The organism is Fibrobacter sp. (assembly GCF_045601785.1).
Classification (GTDB): Bacteria; Fibrobacterota; Fibrobacteria; order Fibrobacterales; family Fibrobacteraceae; genus Fibrobacter.
Genome location: NZ_JAZSAF010000001.1, coordinates 60,864 through 79,903, shown reverse-complemented (window position 1 = coordinate 79,903; position 19,040 = coordinate 60,864). Strand labels below are relative to the sequence as shown.

19 protein-coding genes are annotated in these 19,040 nt (G+C 54.3%); 11 read left to right on the top strand and 8 right to left on the bottom strand.

What is annotated here, in order from left to right; all coding sequences use genetic code 11:
* The first annotated feature begins 3 nt into the window (after positions 1 to 3).
* Both nrdR and ACKI61_RS00355 read left to right on the top strand, forming a co-directional pair.
* A complete protein-coding gene (gene nrdR / locus ACKI61_RS00360) occupies positions 4 to 447 on the top strand; it encodes a transcriptional regulator NrdR (protein WP_072977912.1) in 444 nt (147 codons plus the stop codon).
* 208 nt (positions 448 to 655) lie between these two features.
* Positions 656 to 1,558 (top strand): class I SAM-dependent rRNA methyltransferase, encoded by a 903-nt coding sequence (locus ACKI61_RS00355; protein ID WP_407455843.1) that lies wholly within the window; start codon positions 656 to 658, stop codon positions 1,556 to 1,558.
* Between the two features lie 9 nt (positions 1,559 to 1,567).
* Here the strand turns inward: ACKI61_RS00355 and ACKI61_RS00350 are convergent, their stop codons facing one another.
* The 7 genes from ACKI61_RS00350 to ACKI61_RS00320 all read right to left on the bottom strand — a co-directional run bounded on the left by ACKI61_RS00350 (position 1,568) and on the right by ACKI61_RS00320 (position 8,473).
* Complete coding sequence (locus ACKI61_RS00350; RefSeq protein WP_407455842.1) at positions 1,568 to 2,203, bottom strand: CatB-related O-acetyltransferase; 636 nt, start codon at positions 2,201 to 2,203, stop codon at positions 1,568 to 1,570.
* 21 nt (positions 2,204 to 2,224) lie between these two features.
* Complete coding sequence (locus tag ACKI61_RS00345; protein WP_407455841.1) at positions 2,225 to 3,193, bottom strand: hypothetical protein; 969 nt, start codon at positions 3,191 to 3,193, stop codon at positions 2,225 to 2,227.
* A complete protein-coding gene (locus tag ACKI61_RS00340; protein WP_407455840.1) occupies positions 3,186 to 4,499 on the bottom strand; it encodes a bifunctional phosphopantothenoylcysteine decarboxylase/phosphopantothenate synthase in 1,314 nt (437 codons plus the stop codon). Before ACKI61_RS00340 ends, ACKI61_RS00345 begins: the two co-directional genes overlap by 8 nt.
* A gap of 407 nt (positions 4,500 to 4,906) precedes the next feature.
* The gene (rpsA, locus tag ACKI61_RS00335) at positions 4,907 to 6,673 is read right to left on the bottom strand and encodes a 30S ribosomal protein S1 (protein WP_407455839.1); all 1,767 of its coding nucleotides are present in this window, start codon (positions 6,671 to 6,673) and stop codon (positions 4,907 to 4,909) included.
* Positions 6,674 to 6,708: 35 nt separating this feature from the next.
* Complete coding sequence (gene cmk / locus ACKI61_RS00330) at positions 6,709 to 7,377, bottom strand: (d)CMP kinase (protein WP_407455838.1); 669 nt, start codon at positions 7,375 to 7,377, stop codon at positions 6,709 to 6,711.
* An 8-nt stretch (positions 7,378 to 7,385) separates the two neighbouring features.
* Complete coding sequence (locus ACKI61_RS00325) at positions 7,386 to 7,862, bottom strand: hypothetical protein (protein ID WP_407455837.1); 477 nt, start codon at positions 7,860 to 7,862, stop codon at positions 7,386 to 7,388.
* A complete protein-coding gene (locus ACKI61_RS00320; protein WP_407455836.1) occupies positions 7,862 to 8,473 on the bottom strand; it encodes a hypothetical protein in 612 nt (203 codons plus the stop codon). The genes ACKI61_RS00325 and ACKI61_RS00320 overlap by 1 nt, the downstream gene beginning before the upstream one ends.
* Positions 8,474 to 8,595: 122 nt before the next feature.
* On the opposite strand from ACKI61_RS00320, the gene ACKI61_RS00315 reads away from it, so the two are divergent.
* From ACKI61_RS00315 to ACKI61_RS00275, 9 genes are all read left to right on the top strand, one after another.
* The gene (locus tag ACKI61_RS00315) at positions 8,596 to 9,765 is read left to right on the top strand and encodes a TraB/GumN family protein (protein ID WP_407455835.1); all 1,170 of its coding nucleotides are present in this window, start codon (positions 8,596 to 8,598) and stop codon (positions 9,763 to 9,765) included.
* 89 nt (positions 9,766 to 9,854) lie between these two features.
* Positions 9,855 to 11,255 (top strand): ATP-binding cassette domain-containing protein, encoded by a 1,401-nt coding sequence (locus ACKI61_RS00310; RefSeq protein WP_407455834.1) that lies wholly within the window; start codon positions 9,855 to 9,857, stop codon positions 11,253 to 11,255.
* A gap of 21 nt (positions 11,256 to 11,276) precedes the next feature.
* Positions 11,277 to 12,401, top strand: a complete 1,125-nt coding sequence (locus ACKI61_RS00305) for an Mrp/NBP35 family ATP-binding protein (RefSeq protein WP_407455833.1) — start codon at positions 11,277 to 11,279, stop codon at positions 12,399 to 12,401.
* Positions 12,398 to 12,694 (top strand): DUF971 domain-containing protein, encoded by a 297-nt coding sequence (locus ACKI61_RS00300; protein ID WP_407455832.1) that lies wholly within the window; start codon positions 12,398 to 12,400, stop codon positions 12,692 to 12,694. Before ACKI61_RS00305 ends, ACKI61_RS00300 begins: the two co-directional genes overlap by 4 nt.
* Positions 12,695 to 12,756: 62 nt before the next feature.
* The gene (locus ACKI61_RS00295; RefSeq protein WP_407455831.1) at positions 12,757 to 13,608 is read left to right on the top strand and encodes an RNA polymerase sigma factor RpoD/SigA; all 852 of its coding nucleotides are present in this window, start codon (positions 12,757 to 12,759) and stop codon (positions 13,606 to 13,608) included.
* Entirely contained in the window at positions 13,608 to 15,323 is a 1,716-nt protein-coding gene (locus tag ACKI61_RS00290) for a tetratricopeptide repeat protein (protein ID WP_407455830.1), read from the top strand. Before ACKI61_RS00295 ends, ACKI61_RS00290 begins: the two co-directional genes overlap by 1 nt.
* Positions 15,324 to 15,354: 31 nt before the next feature.
* On the top strand, positions 15,355 to 17,262 hold the full coding sequence (locus ACKI61_RS00285; RefSeq protein ID WP_407455829.1) for a tetratricopeptide repeat protein: 1,908 nt from the start codon (positions 15,355 to 15,357) through the stop codon (positions 17,260 to 17,262).
* Positions 17,255 to 17,710, top strand: coding sequence for a septal ring lytic transglycosylase RlpA family protein (locus ACKI61_RS00280; RefSeq protein WP_407455828.1), 456 nt, complete (start codon positions 17,255 to 17,257; stop codon positions 17,708 to 17,710). Before ACKI61_RS00285 ends, ACKI61_RS00280 begins: the two co-directional genes overlap by 8 nt.
* Before the next feature lie 119 nt (positions 17,711 to 17,829).
* Positions 17,830 to 18,060, top strand: coding sequence for a hypothetical protein (locus ACKI61_RS00275; RefSeq protein ID WP_407455827.1), 231 nt, complete (start codon positions 17,830 to 17,832; stop codon positions 18,058 to 18,060).
* Positions 18,061 to 18,114: 54 nt separating this feature from the next.
* Here ACKI61_RS00275 and prmC read toward each other — a convergent pair whose 3' ends face one another.
* Entirely contained in the window at positions 18,115 to 19,023 is a 909-nt protein-coding gene (gene prmC, locus ACKI61_RS00270) for a peptide chain release factor N(5)-glutamine methyltransferase (RefSeq protein WP_407455826.1), read from the bottom strand.
* Positions 19,024 to 19,040: the final 17 nt, after the last annotated feature.

The following is a 19,040-nucleotide window of genomic DNA, read 5'->3' as shown; positions in this document are numbered from 1 at the left end:
AAGATGATTTGCCCATTCTGCAAGAAAGATAACGACAAGGTGGTGGATAGCCGCGTGAGCGGTTCCTCCATTCGACGCCGTCGTGAATGCTGCGAATGCGGCAAGCGCTTTACCACTCGCGAATACATCGAAGTCCAGCCACTGACCGTAATCAAGCGCAGCGGCGAACATGAACCGTTCCAGCGCGAAAAGCTCTTGCGCGGTATCATGAACTCCTGCAAGAAACGTCCGGTTTCTGTTGCTGACATAGAACAGCTCGCGACCAACGTGGAAAACGCCTTGACCGTGACTGAAAACTTCGAAGTCAGCTACGAACAGATTGGCAATCTGGTGATGCAGGAACTCAAGAAACTCGATGCCGTCGCTTACGTGCGCTTTGCCTCGATTTACCGCGAATTCAAGGAAGTCGGCGAATTCGTGGACCAAATCAAGAGCATGGACAAGTAGCGCTGCGCGTCTATGAGTTTTGAGCGCGTTCGTAAACTCACTTTGAGGTCGGTGCTACGCACCTTTGAGGATTCAGCTAGGAACAAAAATTTATCTTTCTACTAAAGCCTCTTTCCTCATAGGGAGCTTAAGGCGACCGAGCTCATACCTCATTCCCATGAAAGATTTAACCAATAATTTAGATGCTGCTTATAAAAGACGTGCTCCTTTGCTAGGGGTTACCGAGGCTTTCCGCATTGTGAATGGGGCTCCAGATGGATTCCCCGGTATGACGCTCGACAAGTTCGGTGACCGTTACCAGATTCAGTTTTTCGGCGAAGAACTGCTCCGCGAAAAAAATGTTGTCGTTGCCGCCGTCTCAGAAAAGTTCGCGCCGGTTTGCCTCGTTATAAAGGAACGCCTTTCCCGTTCGGGCAAGTCGCTGGAGAACCCGCCGATGGAAGTGGCGGTGGGGCGCGCGGAAGATTCTGTAGGTGAAGTCCGCGAAGGTTCTGCGAAATTTCACATCGATTTGCTCGACACGGTGAATCCGGGGCTGTTCCTCGACATGCGTGCGATTCGATTGGAAATGGGCGAACGCGCGGCCGACCGCCGTATGCTCAACTTGTTCAGCTACACTTGCGCCTTCTCGGTGCACGGCCGCTTGGGCGGTGCAGAGATTTCGACGAACGCCGACATCAGCGCGAAGATTCTGGATAAGGGCCGCGAAAACTACGCCCTCAACGGACTCGAACCGAAGCAGGGTGAATTCTTCAGGGGTAACGCCGTCGAGTACGTTCACTGGGCGCAAAAGAAAGGCCTTAAGTTTGATGCCATCGTTTTGGACCCGCCGAGTTTTGCTCGCTTCAAGGGCAAGAATTTCAACGTGCGTGAACACCTGATGCCGCTGGTGGCCGATTGCGCCACGCTTCTGAACAAGGGTGGCTTCTTTATGGTGAGCTCCAACTACAGCGAATTTAATTTGTCCAAGTTTTCGCGCGATGCGCTCGCTGCGGTGGCGTCTGTTCACTCGAGCGCCAAGACGCTTTGGAACAAGTCGCAGGATATCGACTTTGTGGGCTCTGGCCACACTAAAGACAGCTGCCTAGTGGCGACGCTGATTGAAGTGTAGCTGTTTGAATTAATCTTTCATTAGCCGGTGGATTTCGGCTTTGACTTTATCAAGATCGCTGCTTGTAAGGATCGGAATCAGTTCGTTGATTTCTTCGACGGGCTTGTCCCACCATTTGAACTTCAAAAGGAGCGAAGTCAATTCTTCGTCAAAGCGGTAGCGGATTGTTTCAGCAGGATTCCCGACCACGACCGCGTAGGGTTCCACGTTGCTACCGACGACACTGTTTGCGCCGATGATGGCACCGTCGCCAATATGCACGCCAGGCAAGATGGTGGCGTTCTGCCCAATCCACACATCGTTTCCGATGACGGTGTCGCCCTTGAACGGCATGTCGCCAGCGGCAGGCGGTTTCATGTCCCAGCCCTCAAGCGTGTAGAACGGGAAAGTCGAAACGGCATTCATCTGGTGGTTCGCCCCGTTCATTACAAATTCTACGCCCGCGGCAATCTGGCAGAACTTTCCGATATTCAGCTTGTCGTCGATAAAATCGTAATGGTGCGTCACATGGCTTTCGAATTCCGAGTCCGCGATATAGGTGAAGTCCCCGACAATGATATTCGGGTTCTTGATAGTCGGCTTGACATAGATTTCCTTGTCATAGCCCGCAATTGGATGCACCGTGTTCGGATTCGGAGCGCTCATGCGATTCTGCCTCGTCGAAAATTACTTTGCAGCTATGGTGAAAAGCCCACTGCGCGGGATGTGAACCTTCCAGGTGAGCCATTTCATTTGCTTGTCGTTTACCATGAGGTAGGGGTCTACGAGAGCGACGCTCTTGGTGCCGGCGAAGTCCATGGCGGTGCCGGCGTTGTCGTCGAAATTCTTGCCCTTGCCGAATACCTGGTAGAACAGCGGCTGCCCGAAGGTCACCATGATTTCGGGCTGAATAAAGTCCAGTTCCTTGGTAAGCATCTTGCGGAGCGCGGCTTCCAAAAGCGGCGCGAGCGGGCGCTCGGTCGACTTGAAGAAGTACGTGATGCCGATGTCCTTCTGCTCGATGGAGAGGCTTGCGAACAGGCGCGAAAGCATTTGTCCGACAGCGGTCCCGAAGAAGGCGTCGGTGCTGCCCGCCGTATTGAAGGGGGATGCGGCGGAGCCAGCATCGGACAATTTTACGGCGGGGAGCACAAAGAGCAGCTTTGGCTTTGCAGGGCCCGCGTAGCGGGCGAGTGCGGTCTCCTTGGCGTACATGGCTTCGCCCTTGATGGATTCGTAGAATGCGTCAAGGGATTCTGCGGATTCAAAGGCGTGGGTAGCGCGCTTGACGGTGCGTGCCGTCGGCATGTTGGCGGCAGGAATTGCGGATGCCTTGGTGTCGACGGCGCCGAAGAGCGAGGGGGCAAATCCGGTGGTGTCCGGAATCGGGGCCTGCGGAATATCGGCGGGTGCGCCAGGTGTCGAGCTGTTCGGAAATTGCGGTGGCAGGTTGCGCGGCACCGGGCGAGCTGTGGCCGGAGTCGGCGGAATGGGACGCGCGGCAACAGCCGGGCGTGTGGCAGGTGCGGGCGCACCAGGAACAGCGGGCTTGCGAGTCAGCGTCCACGGTTCGTCGAGCAGCAGTTCCGCTTCGCCCAGGTCGATTTGACCTTCTAGGTAACGGTGCAGTTCGCTAAAGTCAAATTCGTCAGCCATTTAGGCGCTCCAGGCAAAAGTTCAAAATCGTCTCGGCCAAATCGACCTTCTCGCCCATGGCGAGCGGTGGAACGGCCTTGCCACGCTCCACCAGGGCGAAGCGCACGCAGTCGCGGCCGAAGCCGGAATCAGCGGCCACGGGTGCATTTAACAAGAGTGCGTCGGCGCCGCTCTTTTCAAGTTTTTCTGCGGCGTGTTCTTCGAAGTGGTCTGTTTCGAGTGCGAATCCGACGATCACCTGCTTGTGTGCTGCGGTTCCCGATGCGGAATTGCTGCGCGCCCTGCGGGCGGCGGTGCAATCGCGAAGTATGTTTGGATTCGGTACAAGTTCAATCGAGAGCTGGCTGCGGCTGTCCTTGATTTTCTCGTCGGCGGCGTGGGCGGGGCGGTAGTCCGCTACCGCCGCGCAATGCACGACGGCGTCCGCAGAATTGAACCTTTCCATCACGGCGTCGTGCATGTCCCGGGCGTTTTTCACGCGGGTCACTTTCACGCCGCCCGGGAACGCCGCCTCCATCGGGCCTGCGACCACTTCGACGTTAAAGCCGTTGGCGTAGAACACCGAGGCGAGTGCGACGGCGGTCTTTCCGCTGCTGCGGTTGCTGATGTAGCGCACCGGGTCAATCGCTTCTTCGGTGCGGCCCGCAGTCAACAGAACTTTTTTGCCGTAGCCGGGAAGGCTTGCGTCTTGTGTCGGCGGAACATCGACAGCGACAGGAACAGCCGGCACGGGGGTTTTAGGGGCCGAGCCCCTAGGCGATGGGGTACTTGCCCCTTCTAGCCACTTCACAATTTCGGCCGGTTCCATCAGGCGACCTTGCCCGACTTCGCCACAGGCGAGTTCACCCGCAGGCGATTCCAGCACGGTCGTGTCTTCAAAGCCGCGCAAAATCTCGAGGTTGCGCTTTACGGCGGGGGAGTTGTACATCGCCACATTCATCGCGGGCGCAATCACGCGCGGGCACGTGCAGCTCATAAAGCAAAGGCTCACCGGATCGTCGGCGATACCGCAGGCGAATTTACCGATGACATTTGCCGTCGCGGGCACAACCAGGTAAAGGTCGGCCCAGCGCGGAAAATCAATATGCTGGAAAGGGCGCGCCTCGACGGCGCCGTTCTTCAGGTATACGGGGCACTTGCTAAGGCTTGCAAAAGTCAGCGGTGCCACGAATTCTGTCGCCGCATCGGTCATGCACACGCGTACTTCTGCGCCCTTCTTTTGCAACAGGCGCAACAGCTCGCAGCTCTTGTACACGGCAATGCCGCCCGAGACTCCGAGCAAAATTTTCTTTCCAGCGAAATTCATGAGCATTAAAATAGAAAAATAACTTTTTGCCATTTTTCTACAACTAGAAATTAGACAAAAAAGAACACAACGCATATAAGAATTGCGTTTTTGTTCTTTTTATATGCTTCAAAACACCATAAGAAGATCTCTAAAAACATCTATCGTGCTAAAGAGGCATATAAATCATCTCCACTCTCTCATTTTATATGCTTTCGTGTAGCATAAACAAACTAACAAAAATGCTTTGCGAATTCAATAAGCATATAAATTGAACCATTTTTATTTTTTATATGCCGAACCGGCCCAAAAAGTATTTAGAATTCACAACAAAGTAACGAAATTGATTGCGCCCCCAAAAAAAAGAAACCCCGTGGTTTTACCCACGGGATTCCTTTAAGCTTTAGGCTTAGAACAACAGAAGCGAATTAAGCTTCGGCTTCAGCGTCTGCCTTCTTCTTGGAGGACTTCTTCTTCGGAGCGGCGGCTTCACCGATGGTGGTACCAGATTCGCCCGGCTTGTGAGATTCCATCCAAGCCTTGAGCTCGGCGTCTTCACGGTTCTTGAAGTAGTCAACCACGGAGAGGAAGATCTTACGGTTGTTCTGATCGATTTCGGTCACGACAGCCGGAACTTCGTCGCCAACCTTGAATGCATCGGCCGGAACCTTGATGTATTCAGCGGTGAGCTTGGAAACCGGAACGAAGCCTTCGATACCGTCGGCGAGTTCAACCACGACGCCGCGGTCGAGCATGCGAACGATCTTGCCCTTCACTTCGCTGTTCACCGGGTAGGTGGAATCGATGGTGTCCCACGGATCTTCGGTGAGGTGCTTCATGGAGAGGCTAATGCGGCGCTTTTCCTTATCGACGGCGAGCACGACGCATTCGACCTTGTCACCCTTCTTGACCATTTCGTTCGGGTGGGTGATCTTCTTGGTCCAGGACATGTCGGAAACGTGGATGAGACCATCAACACCTTCCTTGATTTCGACGAAGGCGCCGAAGGATGCGATGTTGCGGATTTCACCAACCACGCGGGCACCCGGCGGAAGTTCGGTTTCGATAGAATCCCACGGGTCGCTTTCGAGCTGCTTCATGCCGAGAGAGATACGTTCTGCATCTTCTTCAACCTTGAGCACGACGGCTTCGACTTCCTGACCAACGGTAAGGATCTTGGACGGGTGCTTGACATGCTGAGTCCAGGACATTTCGGAAACGTGGATGAGGCCTTCGACGCCGCTATCCAGTTCAACGAATGCACCGTAATCGGTAATGGAAACAACCTTACCCTTGACAATGGCGCCTTCCGGATAACGTTCGGCGATGTCCTTCCACGGATGCGGCTTAAGCTGCTTCATGCCGAGAGAGATGCGTTCCTTCTTGTCGTTGAAGTCGAGAACCATGACTTCGACTTCCTGACCAAGCTGAACCATTTCGGTCGGGTGGTTGATGCGCTTGTAGCTCATGTCGGTGATGTGGAGGAGGCCATCTACGCCGCCAAGGTCGATGAATGCACCGAAATCGGTGATGTTCTTGACGATACCCTTGCGAACCTGACCCTTCTCGAGAGTTTCGAGAACGTCGCCACGCTGCTTGTTGCGTTCTTCTTCGAGAACGACGCGGCGGGACACGACGATGTTGCGGCGCTGCTTGTTGACCTTGATAACCTTGAGTTCGTATTCCTGACCGATGAGGGCGTTGATGTCCGGAATCTGACGGAGATCGATCTGGGAACCGGGCAAGAAGGCGTCGATGCCGAACAGGTCGACAACCACACCGCCCTTGATACGCTTCGTGAGCGTACCACGCACGACTTCGTTGTTTTCGAATGCAGCGTGAATGCGATCCCACACGCGCACGAAGTCGGCCTTCTGCTTGGAGAGGATGAGACGTCCGTCTTCATCTTCAAGCTTTTCGACAAACACTTCGATTTCGGAACCGATTTCGAGGGAGTCCGTGTCCTTGAATTCAGCACGGTCAATGACACCTTCGGACTTGTAGTTCACGTCGATCAGGACTTCCTGGTCGTTCACCTGGCTGATCTTACCGGTAACAAGCTTGCCCTGTTCGAGGCAGTCCATGCCGGCGTAAACGTCAGCGTTCTGCTTACGGAAGTCGGGGCTGCATTCGCTCTGAGCGGCGAGGATTTCAGCGAGATCTTCTGCGGTACCGAATTTGAGATTTTGAGACATATTGTTTGATTGGGTTGTGGAACAAAGGATTCAGGCTACGCCACTACACCTACGTAGTCGAGAATCTTTTGAACCTGTTGTTGGATTGAGATGTGTGTAGTGTCAATTTCAATAGCGTCGTCTGCTTTCTTGAGGGGAGCGTTTGCACGGGAAGAATCCAGGCGGTCGCGTTCGACCAGGTTCTGGAGAACTTCTTCGAGCGTTACCTTCTCGCCCTTTTCAAGGAGTTCCTTGTAGCGGCGTTCGGCGCGGACTTTTACATCCGTCACCATAAAAAACTTGTACTTGGCGTCGGGGAAAACGACGGTTCCGATGTCGCGGCCGTCCAGAATGCAGCTCTGCTTCTTGCCGATTTCGCGCTGCTTTTCGGTCATCGCGGCACGGACCGACGGGAGGGCGCAGTAGATGCTCACGTTGCTCGACACCTTCATGCCGCGGATTTCGCTTTCGCGGCTCACTCCGTTAATGAGGATGTGGTTTTCGGAGTCGAACCCGAGGTCAAGGTTCTTGAGTAGTTCGTCCATGGCAGGGCCTTCTTCGGCCGCAAGTCCCTTGTCGAGGGCGGCAAGCGTCACGGCGCGGTACATGGCGCCGGTATCCAAATAAGTAATGCCGAGAGTCTTGGCCACAAGTTTGGCCGTGGTGCTCTTTCCGGTGCCGGAGCCGCCGTCCAGGGCGATAACGAAATTTTCTGAACTACTCATGAGTGGGGCTAAAAATAGAAAAAATCGTAGTAGTAGTAGGTGACCGTTCCGTCAAAAGAGTTCCAATAGGCGAGCGTTAGGCCGTCCTTGTAGACTGTCAGCTCGTCATCGTCTTGGTAGAAGTGGAAAAAACTGCCAAATTCCGAATCGTAGCCTTCGCTGTATTCGGATTCCATGTAGGTGTAGAGGTCTCCGTTTATCTCGAGCTTTGCAAATCCATCGCTGTCGACCCGGAGCTTCAGGTGCTTAGGGCGGTCTAGCCCCTCGATATCGCTGCAGAGGTACACGTCGTAGCTCACGGTATTGTAGCTACAGATCTGCACATAATAGTAGTTGTAGCTCCTATTGAACCTGGCTCCGTCCGCATCCGGGTCGGGGCCCAGGTCGCCACATGCGGTAAGGCCCAAAAGGAGAGCGGACGATACTGAAAAAAACGACGCCGTGTAAAGCGCCGTTTTAAAAAGCTTTTTAAACGAGTTGATCATTACGGATTTTCGTAGTCGCCACCGTAGAGTTCTTCTTCGGCTTCCTGGGTGTTTTCGTCCTGGTAGGCTTCGGGGGCCTGCAGGTCGCGGGTGCTTCCGTACTTGCGCTTTTCTTCTTCGGTCAGCTTGTTGGAATAGACGATTTCTTCCTGTTCCTGGTTGGCTTCGGATTCTTCTTCTTCCAAAATCTTCTGACCTTGCTCGAGGCGGCGCTTGATGCGTTCGTCTTCCATCTGCTTCAGGTTCGTGCCGACCTTGGCCTGCTCTTCGGACATCACGTAGCGTTCGTTGGCTTCATCCATGGCAGCCTTGATGCCGATCAGGCGGCCGCGACCGTCCACTTCGAGACCGGCCTTGCGGAGCGTCGAAAGCGGGAGACGGCGAGCGGCGGTCTTGTACTGGTCCTTGAATTCGTAGCCGTCGTCGGATGCGATGGCGCTCGCTTCGTCCGGGGTGACGTATTCCAGGGCTTCTTGCCAGCGGGAACCCTGCACGCAGGAAGTGAAAGCCACGAGGGCGTTGTCGAGAGCCTCGGGATCGTCCGACTTGGAACCTGCACAGGCAGTCAGAACCAGCGCCACAAAAGAAATACATGCCAAAAGTTTTTTCATAGGGTTTAGCCTCCGAAAAAAAATAGGATTTTACCTAAATATAAACATTTTTTTGTAAAGTAAACAAAAAAGTGAAAATTTTTTCAATCTAGACACCTTTTTCTTGCTATCATTATAGGCCTATGAACGAAAACGCAGACATTTACCGCATCCAAAGAGACGACCATGAAATCATTTTGATTGGAACCGCCCATATTTCGCAGGCCTCCAAGGAACTGGTTCGCGAAACAATCGAGGCGGAGTCCCCGGATACCGTCTGCGTTGAACTGGACGAAGGCCGCCTGAAGTCCATTCAGGATCCCGACCGCTGGAAAAAGACCGACCTTAAGGAAGTCATCAAGAAAAAGCAGCTCGCGACGCTGATTGCAAATTTGGTCCTTGGATCCTACCAGAAGCGTATGGGCGCCCAGACGGGTGTAAAGCCTGGTTCCGAACTAAAGGAGGCGGTCGATGTCGCAGGCGAGAAGAATGCCGAACTGGTGCTTGCCGACCGCGACATCAAGGTGACGCTTAGGCGCACATGGGCATGTACTCCCTGGTACCGCAAGCTGAACCTGCTGGCTGGACTTTTTGCAAGCATATTCGACAAGACCGAAGTAAGCGAGGAAGAGCTCGCAAAAATTAAGGAACAGGATGCCCTGAGTTCCATGATGCAGGAATTCGGCAAGAACTTTCCCGAAGTCAAGCAGGTGCTGATCGACGAACGCGACCAGTTCCTAGCGATGAAGATCAAGGCTGCGCCAGGAAAAAAGATTGTCGCCGTGGTGGGAGCCGGTCACATGAGGGGGATTGCAAGTATCATCGAGGAGGACAAGCCGCTTCCGAGCGAAGAATCCATCAGTGTCATTCCGAAGAGCTCCCCGGTCTGGAAGATTATCGGGTGGGCCATACCCATTGCGATTGTCGCAAGCATTGTCGCTGTCGGCGTACATGCAGGTGCCGCCAAGGCGGGTGAACTCAGCCTGCAGTGGGCGATGCTCACCGGTGGGGGAGCTATGCTTGGTGCGATTGTTGCTGGCGGCCACCCGCTTACGGTTCTGGTGGCGCTTTTGGTAGCTCCCTTTACGGGGCTTACGCCGCTCATCGGTGTAGGTTTCTTCACGGCACTTACGCAGGTGTACATGCGGCCTCCGCGCGTCTCTGAAATGGAAACCTTGGCCGACGATGTCTGGCAGGTCAAGCGCTGGTGGAAGAACCGCGTGACACGTGTAATACTCTGCTTCTTGTGCCCGGGAATTCCGGCTATTGTCGGGAAGATTCTCGCGATATTCAAAATATACCAAGCAATGTAGGGTGAAAGACCACTCGCGCCCAATCGTCAAGCCCAATCGGCTATGGCGTTATTCTTCTTTGTTGAGAAGACCTTTCTATATTTGGGAGTATGGAATTCAAGCGTTTTGAGGCCCTGATTGAAATGTACCCGCAGGTGCAGATTTTCAGCACCGAGGGCGAGGACTTGGACAGGGTCATTACCCATTTTTTGAACCAGCAGAAAAATGTTTCCACGATGTCGGAAGCGATGCAGCGGAAAATCCAGCGGGCGCTTGCCCCGTTTTTCCAGCAGCGTTTTATCAGCCTGCACGACTCTGAGGCCCCGCTCGTAAGGAACCTGCTCTTGAACAAGAAGTTCTTTTTGCAGACTGACCGCTACATTGATGACATGGCGTGGCCGGAGACTGATCCTGCAAAGCTCGACGAGGCCATAGCGATTGCGGAACTTTCCAAAGAAGTCTTGGATCGCAAGCTCCTGAGCTTATCGAATGGGGAACTTCGCCGCGTGCTCTTGGCGCGCATGTGGATGGAAAATCCCGAGTGGATTTACTTCAACGACCTGTTTGGAGGCCTTGACCCGGAATACCGCTGTCACCTTTCGGCAAGCGTCGTGGACTTGTCAAAGCGCCCCGGCGTAAAGCTTGCGGTGCGCCTTGCCCGTGAAGATGAGCTGTTGCCTGAAATTCCTGCGTTCGTGTATGCGGACAAGACCTTTACGCAGTATGCGGGAAAGCTCCCGGATGCCGCGGCCAAGCCCAAGTTCACCAAGGCCGAACTCACGGATTACGAGATAGTTTTGCTCAAACCTCAAAGCGAGCTTGCGAGCGACCCCATCGCTCAAACCTCTTCTGAAATCCTCTTTGACCTGAAGAACGTGAACGTGCAGTTCGGCGACACGACTGTCCTGAAAAATCTGAGCTGGACTGTCCGTAAGGGCGAGCACTGGGCGGTCATGGGTGAAAACGGCGCCGGCAAGAGTACGCTCTTGGGCATGCTCACGGCGGACCATCCGCAGATCTACAAGAACGACATCACGCTCCTGGGGGAGCGTCCGGGCCATGGGCTCAATATTTGGGACCACAAGGCGAAACTCGGATTCTTCTCGCCAGAACTTGCGTTACAGTACCGCGAAGACTTGGACCTTTCCGAAGTGCTGTGCACGGGTTTTACCGGGAACCTCTGCAAGGCCGAAAACACCACCTGGGAAGAACGCGCGAAGGCCAAGGATTGGCTCACGTACCTAGGTTTCGAAGATATTCACGCCCGTTTCCGTAGTCTCTCTCCCATCGACAAGCGCGTGGTGCTGATGGCTCGCGCGGCGATACGACCGCCCAAGGTGCTTTTGCTCGACGAGCCGACCCAGGGACTGCAGGGCGCCTACCGCGAAAAGATTTTCAACTTGCTGCAGCTGCTTTCTAGGGAGACGACGATCATTTTAGTGAGCCACTACGAAGAGGAGTGGCCTCCTTGCATGACCCATCTCCTTCGCATGCCGAAATTCTCTCTATAAACCAGTTTACCGCCTACTATTATGCAACTGAACGAACAGACCATTTTGAATGCCTTGCGGGCAGTTCAGGATCCCGATCTCCACAAGAATATCGTGGAACTGAATTTTGTCCAGAACTTAAAGATTGATGGCGACAAGGTGAGCTTCGACCTTAGGCTCACGACTCCGGCATGCCCTATCCGCGACCAGTTCAAGGACCAGTGCGTGGCTATTGTCAAGTCGCTTGGCGCCTCTGCCGTGGATGTGACATTTACTGCGCAGGGGCGCGTGGGGGACTCCAATACGGCTACATCTGCTCCAAAGGTGTCCTACTTGGGCGAAGTTGCCCATGTGGTCGCTGTCGCAAGCGGAAAGGGCGGCGTCGGCAAGTCTACGGTGACGGCGAACCTTGCCATGGCATTGAGCCTTTCCGGTGCGCGCGTAGGCATTCTCGATGCCGACATCTACGGACCGTCGATGGGTCTCATGTTCGGTATCGACAAGGCTCCCGAGGTCTTTGACGACAACACGATTGCCCCGGTCGAAGCGAAGGGGGGAATCAGCATCGTTTCCATGTGCATGTTTGCCGACAGCGACAAGGCGACCATCTGGCGCGGCCCCATGGTGTCGCAGATGATCCAGCACTTTATCCACCATGTGCGGTGGGGGCGTCTCGACTACTTGCTTGTGGACTTTCCTCCAGGAACGGGCGACATTCAGCTCACGCTCACGCAGAATTGCCCGATGGCAGGCGCCGTCGTGGTGACGACTCCGCAGGAAGTGGCTCTCGCGGACTGCCGCAAGGGTCTTGCCATGTTCGACTCGGTGGGCGTTCCTGTGGTAGGCGTCGTCGAGAACATGAGCTACTTCATTTGCGATCAGTGCGGCAAGCATCACAACATTTTCCGCGAAGGTGGCGGTGAACGCATCGCGAAAAGTTGGGGCGTGCCGCTCATCGCGAAGGTGCCGCTTGAACCGGCTGTTGCGGGCTGTGGCGACGAAGGGACCCCCGCGGTGCTGCGTTACCCGAACTCCGAGTCGGCGAAAGCGTTCATGCAGGCTGCAGACGCCACCGTGCGCACGCTTTCGATGTTTGAATCCGAAGGCGAAGCCGTTCTCAAGAATTTCAACTACGAATTTGCGGAACTTCCTGTGGAGGATGTATGATTCAGCCCAAGAAAGTTTTCAGAACAAGCGACGGAAAGCTCGGCTTTGAGTGGAACGACGGCAGCCGCGGTGCGTGTGGCATTCGCGAACTTCGTCTCGCGTGCCCATGCGCCCTGTGCGTCGACGAACATACGGGTGAAAAGCTTTTGGATGATACCACGGTTCCATCCGATATTGCTCTTGTGAAGGTGCAGTCGATTGGACGCTATGCGGCGGGCCTTTCATTTAGCGATGGTCACAATTCAGGAATTTACCCGTATGATAAGTTATACAACTTGACGAAAATAAAGTAAAAAGACATATTTGGAATGTCTTAAGGGAAATTTTCCTTGAAGAATCGAAGGTATGTGTTTTTATGAGTGATGCAAACGAAGCGCTATATTTTAGGGATCTGAATCGGTTTCCTACCCTGAGTCCCCAGGAAGAGGATGCTCTTCTTGAGATTATCAAGAGCGACCAGGCCGAGGAAATCCGCAAGTCCGCTCTGCAGCGCCTGATTCGTGGCAACCTCCGCTTTGTGGTGAGCGTGGCGCGAAAGTATCAGGGGAGGGGACTTTCTCTCCTGGATCTTATCAACGAAGGTAACATCGGACTCTACAAGGCTGCGAAACGCTTTGATATGGGCAAGGATGTCAAGTTCATTTCGTATGCGGTCTGGTGGATTCGTCAGTCCATTCAGAAGGCCCTGTTTGAACAGGTGGGGGCGGTTCGAATTCCTCCCAACAAGCTTGCCCTGGTGAATCGTTTTAAGCGTGCCCTGATGCAGAACGAAGGCGACTACGACCGCACTATTGCGATGGACGAGTTTGCCCCGTTCGAAAAGGATATCGTCGAAGTCATGGAAAAGATTGTCGACATCTCGCTCGACGCCCCCATTGGCGATGCAACGACCGTGGCGGGTACTGGCGATACGGTGAGCACCCTGATGGATGTCCTCGGTTCCGACGGAAACCAGAACGAAGATTTGGAAAAGGAAGAACGCAAGAAGCTGATTCAGGAAACCCTGTCCGCGCTGCCGCAGCGCGAAGAGGAAATCCTGCGCATGTTCTATGGACTGGATACCGTAGAAGACAATACGCTGAAGGACATCGGTGAGGACCTGAAGCTGAGCCGCGAACGTGTACGCCAGATCAAGAACAAGACTTTGCGCCGCTTGCAGAAGAGCAAGGAACACAAAGAAAGATTGGCTGATTTCCTGGAAAAATAATGGCGAATTCGTCTTCTTCGGCCCGAAAGGCCGCCTATCTGTTTTTGACGCTATGCTGTGGGGCCCTGCTTGCTTTGGCGGGCTTTCGCATTTATGATGTCTATGGCCCAAGTAAGATTATTGTCGGGGGTATCCCTTTTGGGCTTCCGGCTGGCTCCACGGTCATCCGCGGTGACACTCCGGACATCTCCGCTGAAATGGCCGCTGTTCCGGTGCAGGTCCAGACGGAGCTGCGCCGTGCGGCAGAACTGGCGCGGTCGGGTTCGCTTTCGTCGGCGTACGACATCTACGACGGCGTCATCGTTCTTTACCCCGATCTTTTGCCGGCGCTTCTGGGCCAGCTGAACATCTTGTTCGAAATGGATTCCCTGACGGATGCCCAGCAGGACCGCCAGTTCCTCCTGATAGAAAAGCTGCAGGTGCGTTTTCCGGGGTCTGGCATTGCCGCCTATCTGGAAAGCCGAAAAATCTACAAGTCCGGCAACGAGTCCGCGGCGATGGAACTTGCACGGGTCGCCTCGGAACGGGCGCCTGCGCTGTACCAGACCAGGCTGTGGTATGGCAAGATTTTGATGGATAACGGCCGCTACCTGCAGGCGACAAACGAATTCAAGACGGTCATCAGCTTGTCCAGCGGCGATGTCCCCTCTGCATACGAGTCGCTGGCCGACCTGTATCACCGGAGCGGTAACCTGGACAGCTGTGCTGCCATTGTAGAGTACGCCCTGTCGCAGTTCCCGGTCAATGTCAAGCTGCTCTTGCTGCGGGGCTATCTGGATGAATACCAGGGGCATTTCGACAAGGCCGAAAAAATCTACCAGCGCATTCTTGCCTTTATGCCCGACTATAAGCCCGCTCGTGAAGCTGCCTCGACTTTGGGAGAAAAGTCCCCGCCGGGTACGGGGGCAGGCGTGGTGCTTTCTCCGCAAGACCGTGCCCAGACCGCTTTAGACATCTTGGAGCCGCTCGTCGAGAAGTATCCCGAAAATCTGCCGCTGCGCGAAGCGCTTGGCCGCGCCTACCTGAAGGGTCGCCAGTTTGACCGTGCCCGAACACAGTTCCAGGAAATCCAGAAGGTCGATCCCGATTATCCGGATATCCAGCAGCGCATCCAGGAAGCGTCAATAACGCGCCCTGCGCCCATCAACAAAAACGATGGCCTGACAGCGAACTTGAATCGTGCCGTTGACAGCCTCCGCGAAAGCATGTCGCCGTCGAAGGTCCACGACTTCTCGACGATGCTTGGCCATTATGTTGTTCGTTATGGGGCGACCCCGAGGGAGTTCTTCAAGAAGTATTCCATATCAAATTTCAGGCCTGTTTCCAACAATGTGTGGCAGGAATCGTTCTACATTGCTCCCTACAAGCACACCTACACGGTCGTGTTCGACTCGCTCAATCATTTCCGCGAGGTCCATGTGGTCGTCTACGATTCGTCGTCGAGTTCGAACCACTTTGGAATCGCCCCGGAAGTGTACACGCGGCTCCTGAAGCAGAACTCTAGAATATCGGGCATCGGGAACAGCACTGGCGAAACGGACTGTGGCGACGGCCTTATTATCGATGCGGCCGTGTGGGAAACCCAGGACAACTTCGAAATGCTTGCCCGAGTGGTGGGTAAGCCCGCCGAAGTCCGCATGGTACGATTCGACAAGACGGCGCTTCCGCCGGGACTCAAGCTCTGCGATTACAGCAAGTACCTGAACCAGTACTAATGTGTAGTGTGGTTTTTTGTATCTTTACGCTATGATGTTCCGTTTTTTGGCATTGGCTCTTGTTGCCCTCGTGTTAGAGGGCTGCACTTGCTGTGCCTATCTGAACCACATGTTCAATGCGGAACGCCTGGACGAACAGGCCGGGGAGATGCGCGCCGCCCGCATGGACAGCATTCCCGATAGCGAAAATTCCCTGCCCGGCTCCGAGGAACGCCAGAAGTACGACAAAATTATCGAAAAAGGTTCCCGTGTGCTGGAACGCTTCCCCAAGAACAAGAAGCGTACCGCCGAGGCCGTTTTCCTGATTGGCGAGGCTTTCCGCCACAAGCACGAGTGGAGCAAGGCGATTACCAAGTACGACGAGTTTGAACGCTACTTTGCCGACCACGATTCCATGAAGGCGGTGGAGTACCAGCGCGCCTATTGCCTTTACCGCAACCAGGAATTCAACATCAGCCGTTTTGCTCTGGAACCGGTGGTTGCTTCAAAGGATCACCCGTACTATTTCCAGGGGCTGAATCTCCTTTCGCTTTTGGATGAACAGTCCGAAGCTCCCGAACAGGCGATTGCGTCCCTGGAAGCGCTGCTCGCGGATACGGCGGGAACACCCTTCATGCGCGGCAAGGCTCACTTCAGGCTTGCGGGGCTTTACTTCAAGAAGGAAAACTGGGACAAGGCCCGCGAACATTACATCGCCAAGGAAATCAAGGAACTGAACCCGCGCGAACAGCAGACGGCGGGCTCGCAGGCGGCGGAATGTCTAGCGAACCGCAAGGAATACCTGCAAGCCGCCGACGAATACAAGGAACTCTACAAGAATCCCGAATATGAATCCAAGCAGGCTGAATACCTGGTGCGCATCGGTGAACTCACCATGCTTGCCGAGCGTTACCCCGATGCCATTATCATCTTGCAGAAGGTGAATACGGATTATCCGCGTTCAGAAGAGGCTTCCCGCAGCTATTTCTGCCTGGGCGACTACGAACAGCACAAGACGATTGACTACGACAAGGCGGTGGTCTACTACGACAGCAGCTTTATCTCCAGGACCATTAGCAAGTGGGGCCAGGAAAGCCGCGAACGCCGCGACGCCCTGAAGCGCCTGATCGCGATGCGGAACCAGAACGACAAGGACCGCAAGGATTCCATTCCCAACGTGGAAAACTTCTTCCGTTCCGAATTCCTGATTGCAGAACTCTTCCTCTTCAAGCTTTCCGAAGTCGACAGCGCCATCATGAGGCTCGACAACGTCATCAAGGATTCGGGCGACAGCGCAAAGACCCTGCGCGCCATCTATGCCAAGGCGTTCATCTACGATGAATACATGCACGACCCCGATGCGGCCGAAGAAATCTACAAGGAAATCATCGAGAAGTACCCCGATACAGAGTATGCGAAGCAGGCGCAGGTGAACCTGGGAATGCGAGTGACGCTCAAGACCCGCGAGGACCTGGCAAAAGAAAAGTACATGGAGGCCGAAAGCCTCTGGACGATTGCCTCCGAGATGCCCCTGGACCAGATGGATTCCGTAGATTCGGCGTACGCGCGGGCATTCACCTACTTTGACACGCTGTATCAGCAGTATCCAGAAACCCAGTCGGGAATACAGGCCCTTTACATGAAGGCGGTCTATTTCCAGATGAACCCGGAACGCATCGACAGCACGATGCGGACATACAAGGAACTGCGCGACAAGTATGGACAGACCCCATGGGGCAAACAGGCTGCAAAGATGATGAACTCCCGCTTGACCATCACGGACAAGGATTTGGAGAGACTCCGCAAGCGCGTCAAGAGCACCGAAACACATGTGGATAGGCTGTCTGCGCAGTACTACGAAGAATTGAACAAGGCTCCCGAAGAAAAGCAGGCCGAAGTCAAGAGCAAGGAAGACGAAATTCTCGAAAACACCTACAACAGTATGTATGATTTTGAGTAGGTTGAAACATCTTGCCGCCTTGGCGGTGGTCCTTGGCCTTGCGACATCGCTCCTCTTGTCTGGCTGTGCGGCGGCAAATGCAAAAATTGCGTCGCGAAAGGGCTATGTTAGGTTCCCGGGCAAGCATTACGCTTCGGGTGAAAAAGCAGAGATTGGTACAAAGATCGAAGGAGAGGCGAGCTATTATGGCCCTGGCTTCCATGGAAAGCTCACGGCGAGCGGCGAGACCTTCGACCAAAACGACTACACCTGCGCCCATAAGACATTGCCTTTTGGCACAAAGCTCAAGGTGGTGCGCAAGGACAATGGCGAAAGCGTCGAAGTCCGCGTGAACGACCGCGGTCCCTATGTGGGCGACCGAATCCTGGACTTGAGCGTGGCGGCGGGCAAGAAGATTGGCCTTGACAAGGTGGGACATGCCTATGTTACCGCCACTGTCGTTGAATAAGCCGAATTTTTTTCAGAAAAAGCTTAAAATGTCATTATATGACATTGAATCGATTCTATATTTTGCTGTACAGAAAAGCACTAGTCCGTTTGTGTGCCTTTCTTTAAAAAAGAGGAAATATGTATAGCAAGTATCGTGTAGAAAAGTCTGCCTGTAAAACCGACTCCGAAGAGAACATTCTTTGGAAAAATTCCGGTTTTTTATCCTTCAAGCGCCGCATTGACGAACAGCTCCAGCTAAATGGCCTGGACAATTCGCTCCTCGACGACGAGACGCTCCTGCCCTATTACCGTATGGGAGAAAGCGAAACGTATGTGCTTTCTGCGCTCGGCTGTGCCGTGGGGACTTAAGCGTTATATGGAACTGTCATCCTGGATGCGTAGCGTCCAGGAATCATACGATTCTTACTTACACCTGTAACTTACGAATCGGACGCTGCCGCAGAAATCCTTGTGGATTCCTGCGAATTCGAGCCACGGATAGCTTTCGGCTTCGTTCTTCAAGACTTCGGCTTGCTCCGAACCGATTTCAAGGAAAATCGGGGCGCCGGAGCTGAGTCTGCCTTCGGTCTGCGAGAGCATCTTGCGCACGAGCGTGAGTCCGTCGGGTCCACCGTATAGGGCGAGCGCCGGATCGAACTTGTCAACTTCGGGCTGGAGTTTTCCCTTTTCGCTGTCGGGAATGTAGGGGAGGTTTGCGATCAGGCAGTCGATTTTTTTGTCGGCGCTGCCTGTGGCCTTTGCAATTACATCGGAGGTGACGGCGACGAGCAGGTCGCCTTGGACAAATTTTAGGTTCGAACCTTCGGAGCCTTCGCCGAGTCCGTTCGCTTCTGCGTTTTCGCGGGCGAGCGAAAGGGCGTCTTCAGAAATGTCTGTCGCAAGCACAATAGCCCCGGCAATTTCTTTCGCGCAGGCGATCGAAATCGCCCCTGATCCCGTGCCCACCTCTACAATGAACGGGTTCTCGATTCCCTTCAACGCCTCTTTGGCCATATCCACGAGGGATTCGGTTTCGGGGCGCGGGATCAGCGCCCGCTTATCGCACTTGATGATGAATCCGCGAAAGCTCGTGTCGCCCACGATGTGCTGTAGCGGTTCGCGGTTCGCGCGGCGGGCCACCATTTGGCGGAGTACGTCGAGCTCTGCATCGGTGAGCGGCTTTTCGAAGTTCAGGTAGATGTCCATGCGGCTCTTCATTTTGAGCCCGTGGCTGATGATGTACTCAGCGTCTAGGCGCGCGTCAGGAATTCCCTTCTTTTCGAAGAAGACCTTGGTGCGGTTCAAAATTTCAAGTACGGTCATCTGTGGCATTATAGACATTCCTATCG

What these genes read in the sequence shown, in the direction of transcription:
- nrdR (WP_072977912.1), top strand. Translation starts at nt 4, where the DNA reads ATGATTTGCCCATTCTGCAAGAAAGATAACGACAAGGTGGTGGATAGC.
- ACKI61_RS00350 (WP_407455842.1), bottom strand. Translation starts at nt 2,203, where the DNA reads ATGAGCGCTCCGAATCCGAACACGGTGCATCCAATTGCGGGCTATGAC.
- ACKI61_RS00345 (WP_407455841.1), bottom strand. Translation starts at nt 3,193, where the DNA reads ATGGCTGACGAATTTGACTTTAGCGAACTGCACCGTTACCTAGAAGGT.
- ACKI61_RS00340 (WP_407455840.1), bottom strand. Translation starts at nt 4,499, where the DNA reads ATGAATTTCGCTGGAAAGAAAATTTTGCTCGGAGTCTCGGGCGGCATT.
- rpsA (WP_407455839.1), bottom strand. Translation starts at nt 6,673, where the DNA reads ATGTCTCAAAATCTCAAATTCGGTACCGCAGAAGATCTCGCTGAAATC.
- cmk (WP_407455838.1), bottom strand. Translation starts at nt 7,377, where the DNA reads ATGAGTAGTTCAGAAAATTTCGTTATCGCCCTGGACGGCGGCTCCGGC.
- ACKI61_RS00325 (WP_407455837.1), bottom strand. Translation starts at nt 7,862, where the DNA reads ATGATCAACTCGTTTAAAAAGCTTTTTAAAACGGCGCTTTACACGGCG.
- ACKI61_RS00320 (WP_407455836.1), bottom strand. Translation starts at nt 8,473, where the DNA reads ATGAAAAAACTTTTGGCATGTATTTCTTTTGTGGCGCTGGTTCTGACT.
- ACKI61_RS00315 (WP_407455835.1), top strand. Translation starts at nt 8,596, where the DNA reads ATGAACGAAAACGCAGACATTTACCGCATCCAAAGAGACGACCATGAA.
- ACKI61_RS00310 (WP_407455834.1), top strand. Translation starts at nt 9,855, where the DNA reads ATGGAATTCAAGCGTTTTGAGGCCCTGATTGAAATGTACCCGCAGGTG.
- ACKI61_RS00305 (WP_407455833.1), top strand. Translation starts at nt 11,277, where the DNA reads ATGCAACTGAACGAACAGACCATTTTGAATGCCTTGCGGGCAGTTCAG.
- ACKI61_RS00300 (WP_407455832.1), top strand. Translation starts at nt 12,398, where the DNA reads ATGATTCAGCCCAAGAAAGTTTTCAGAACAAGCGACGGAAAGCTCGGC.
- ACKI61_RS00295 (WP_407455831.1), top strand. Translation starts at nt 12,757, where the DNA reads ATGAGTGATGCAAACGAAGCGCTATATTTTAGGGATCTGAATCGGTTT.
- ACKI61_RS00290 (WP_407455830.1), top strand. Translation starts at nt 13,608, where the DNA reads ATGGCGAATTCGTCTTCTTCGGCCCGAAAGGCCGCCTATCTGTTTTTG.
- ACKI61_RS00285 (WP_407455829.1), top strand. Translation starts at nt 15,355, where the DNA reads ATGATGTTCCGTTTTTTGGCATTGGCTCTTGTTGCCCTCGTGTTAGAG.
- ACKI61_RS00275 (WP_407455827.1), top strand. Translation starts at nt 17,830, where the DNA reads ATGTATAGCAAGTATCGTGTAGAAAAGTCTGCCTGTAAAACCGACTCC.
- prmC (WP_407455826.1), bottom strand. Translation starts at nt 19,023, where the DNA reads ATGCCACAGATGACCGTACTTGAAATTTTGAACCGCACCAAGGTCTTC.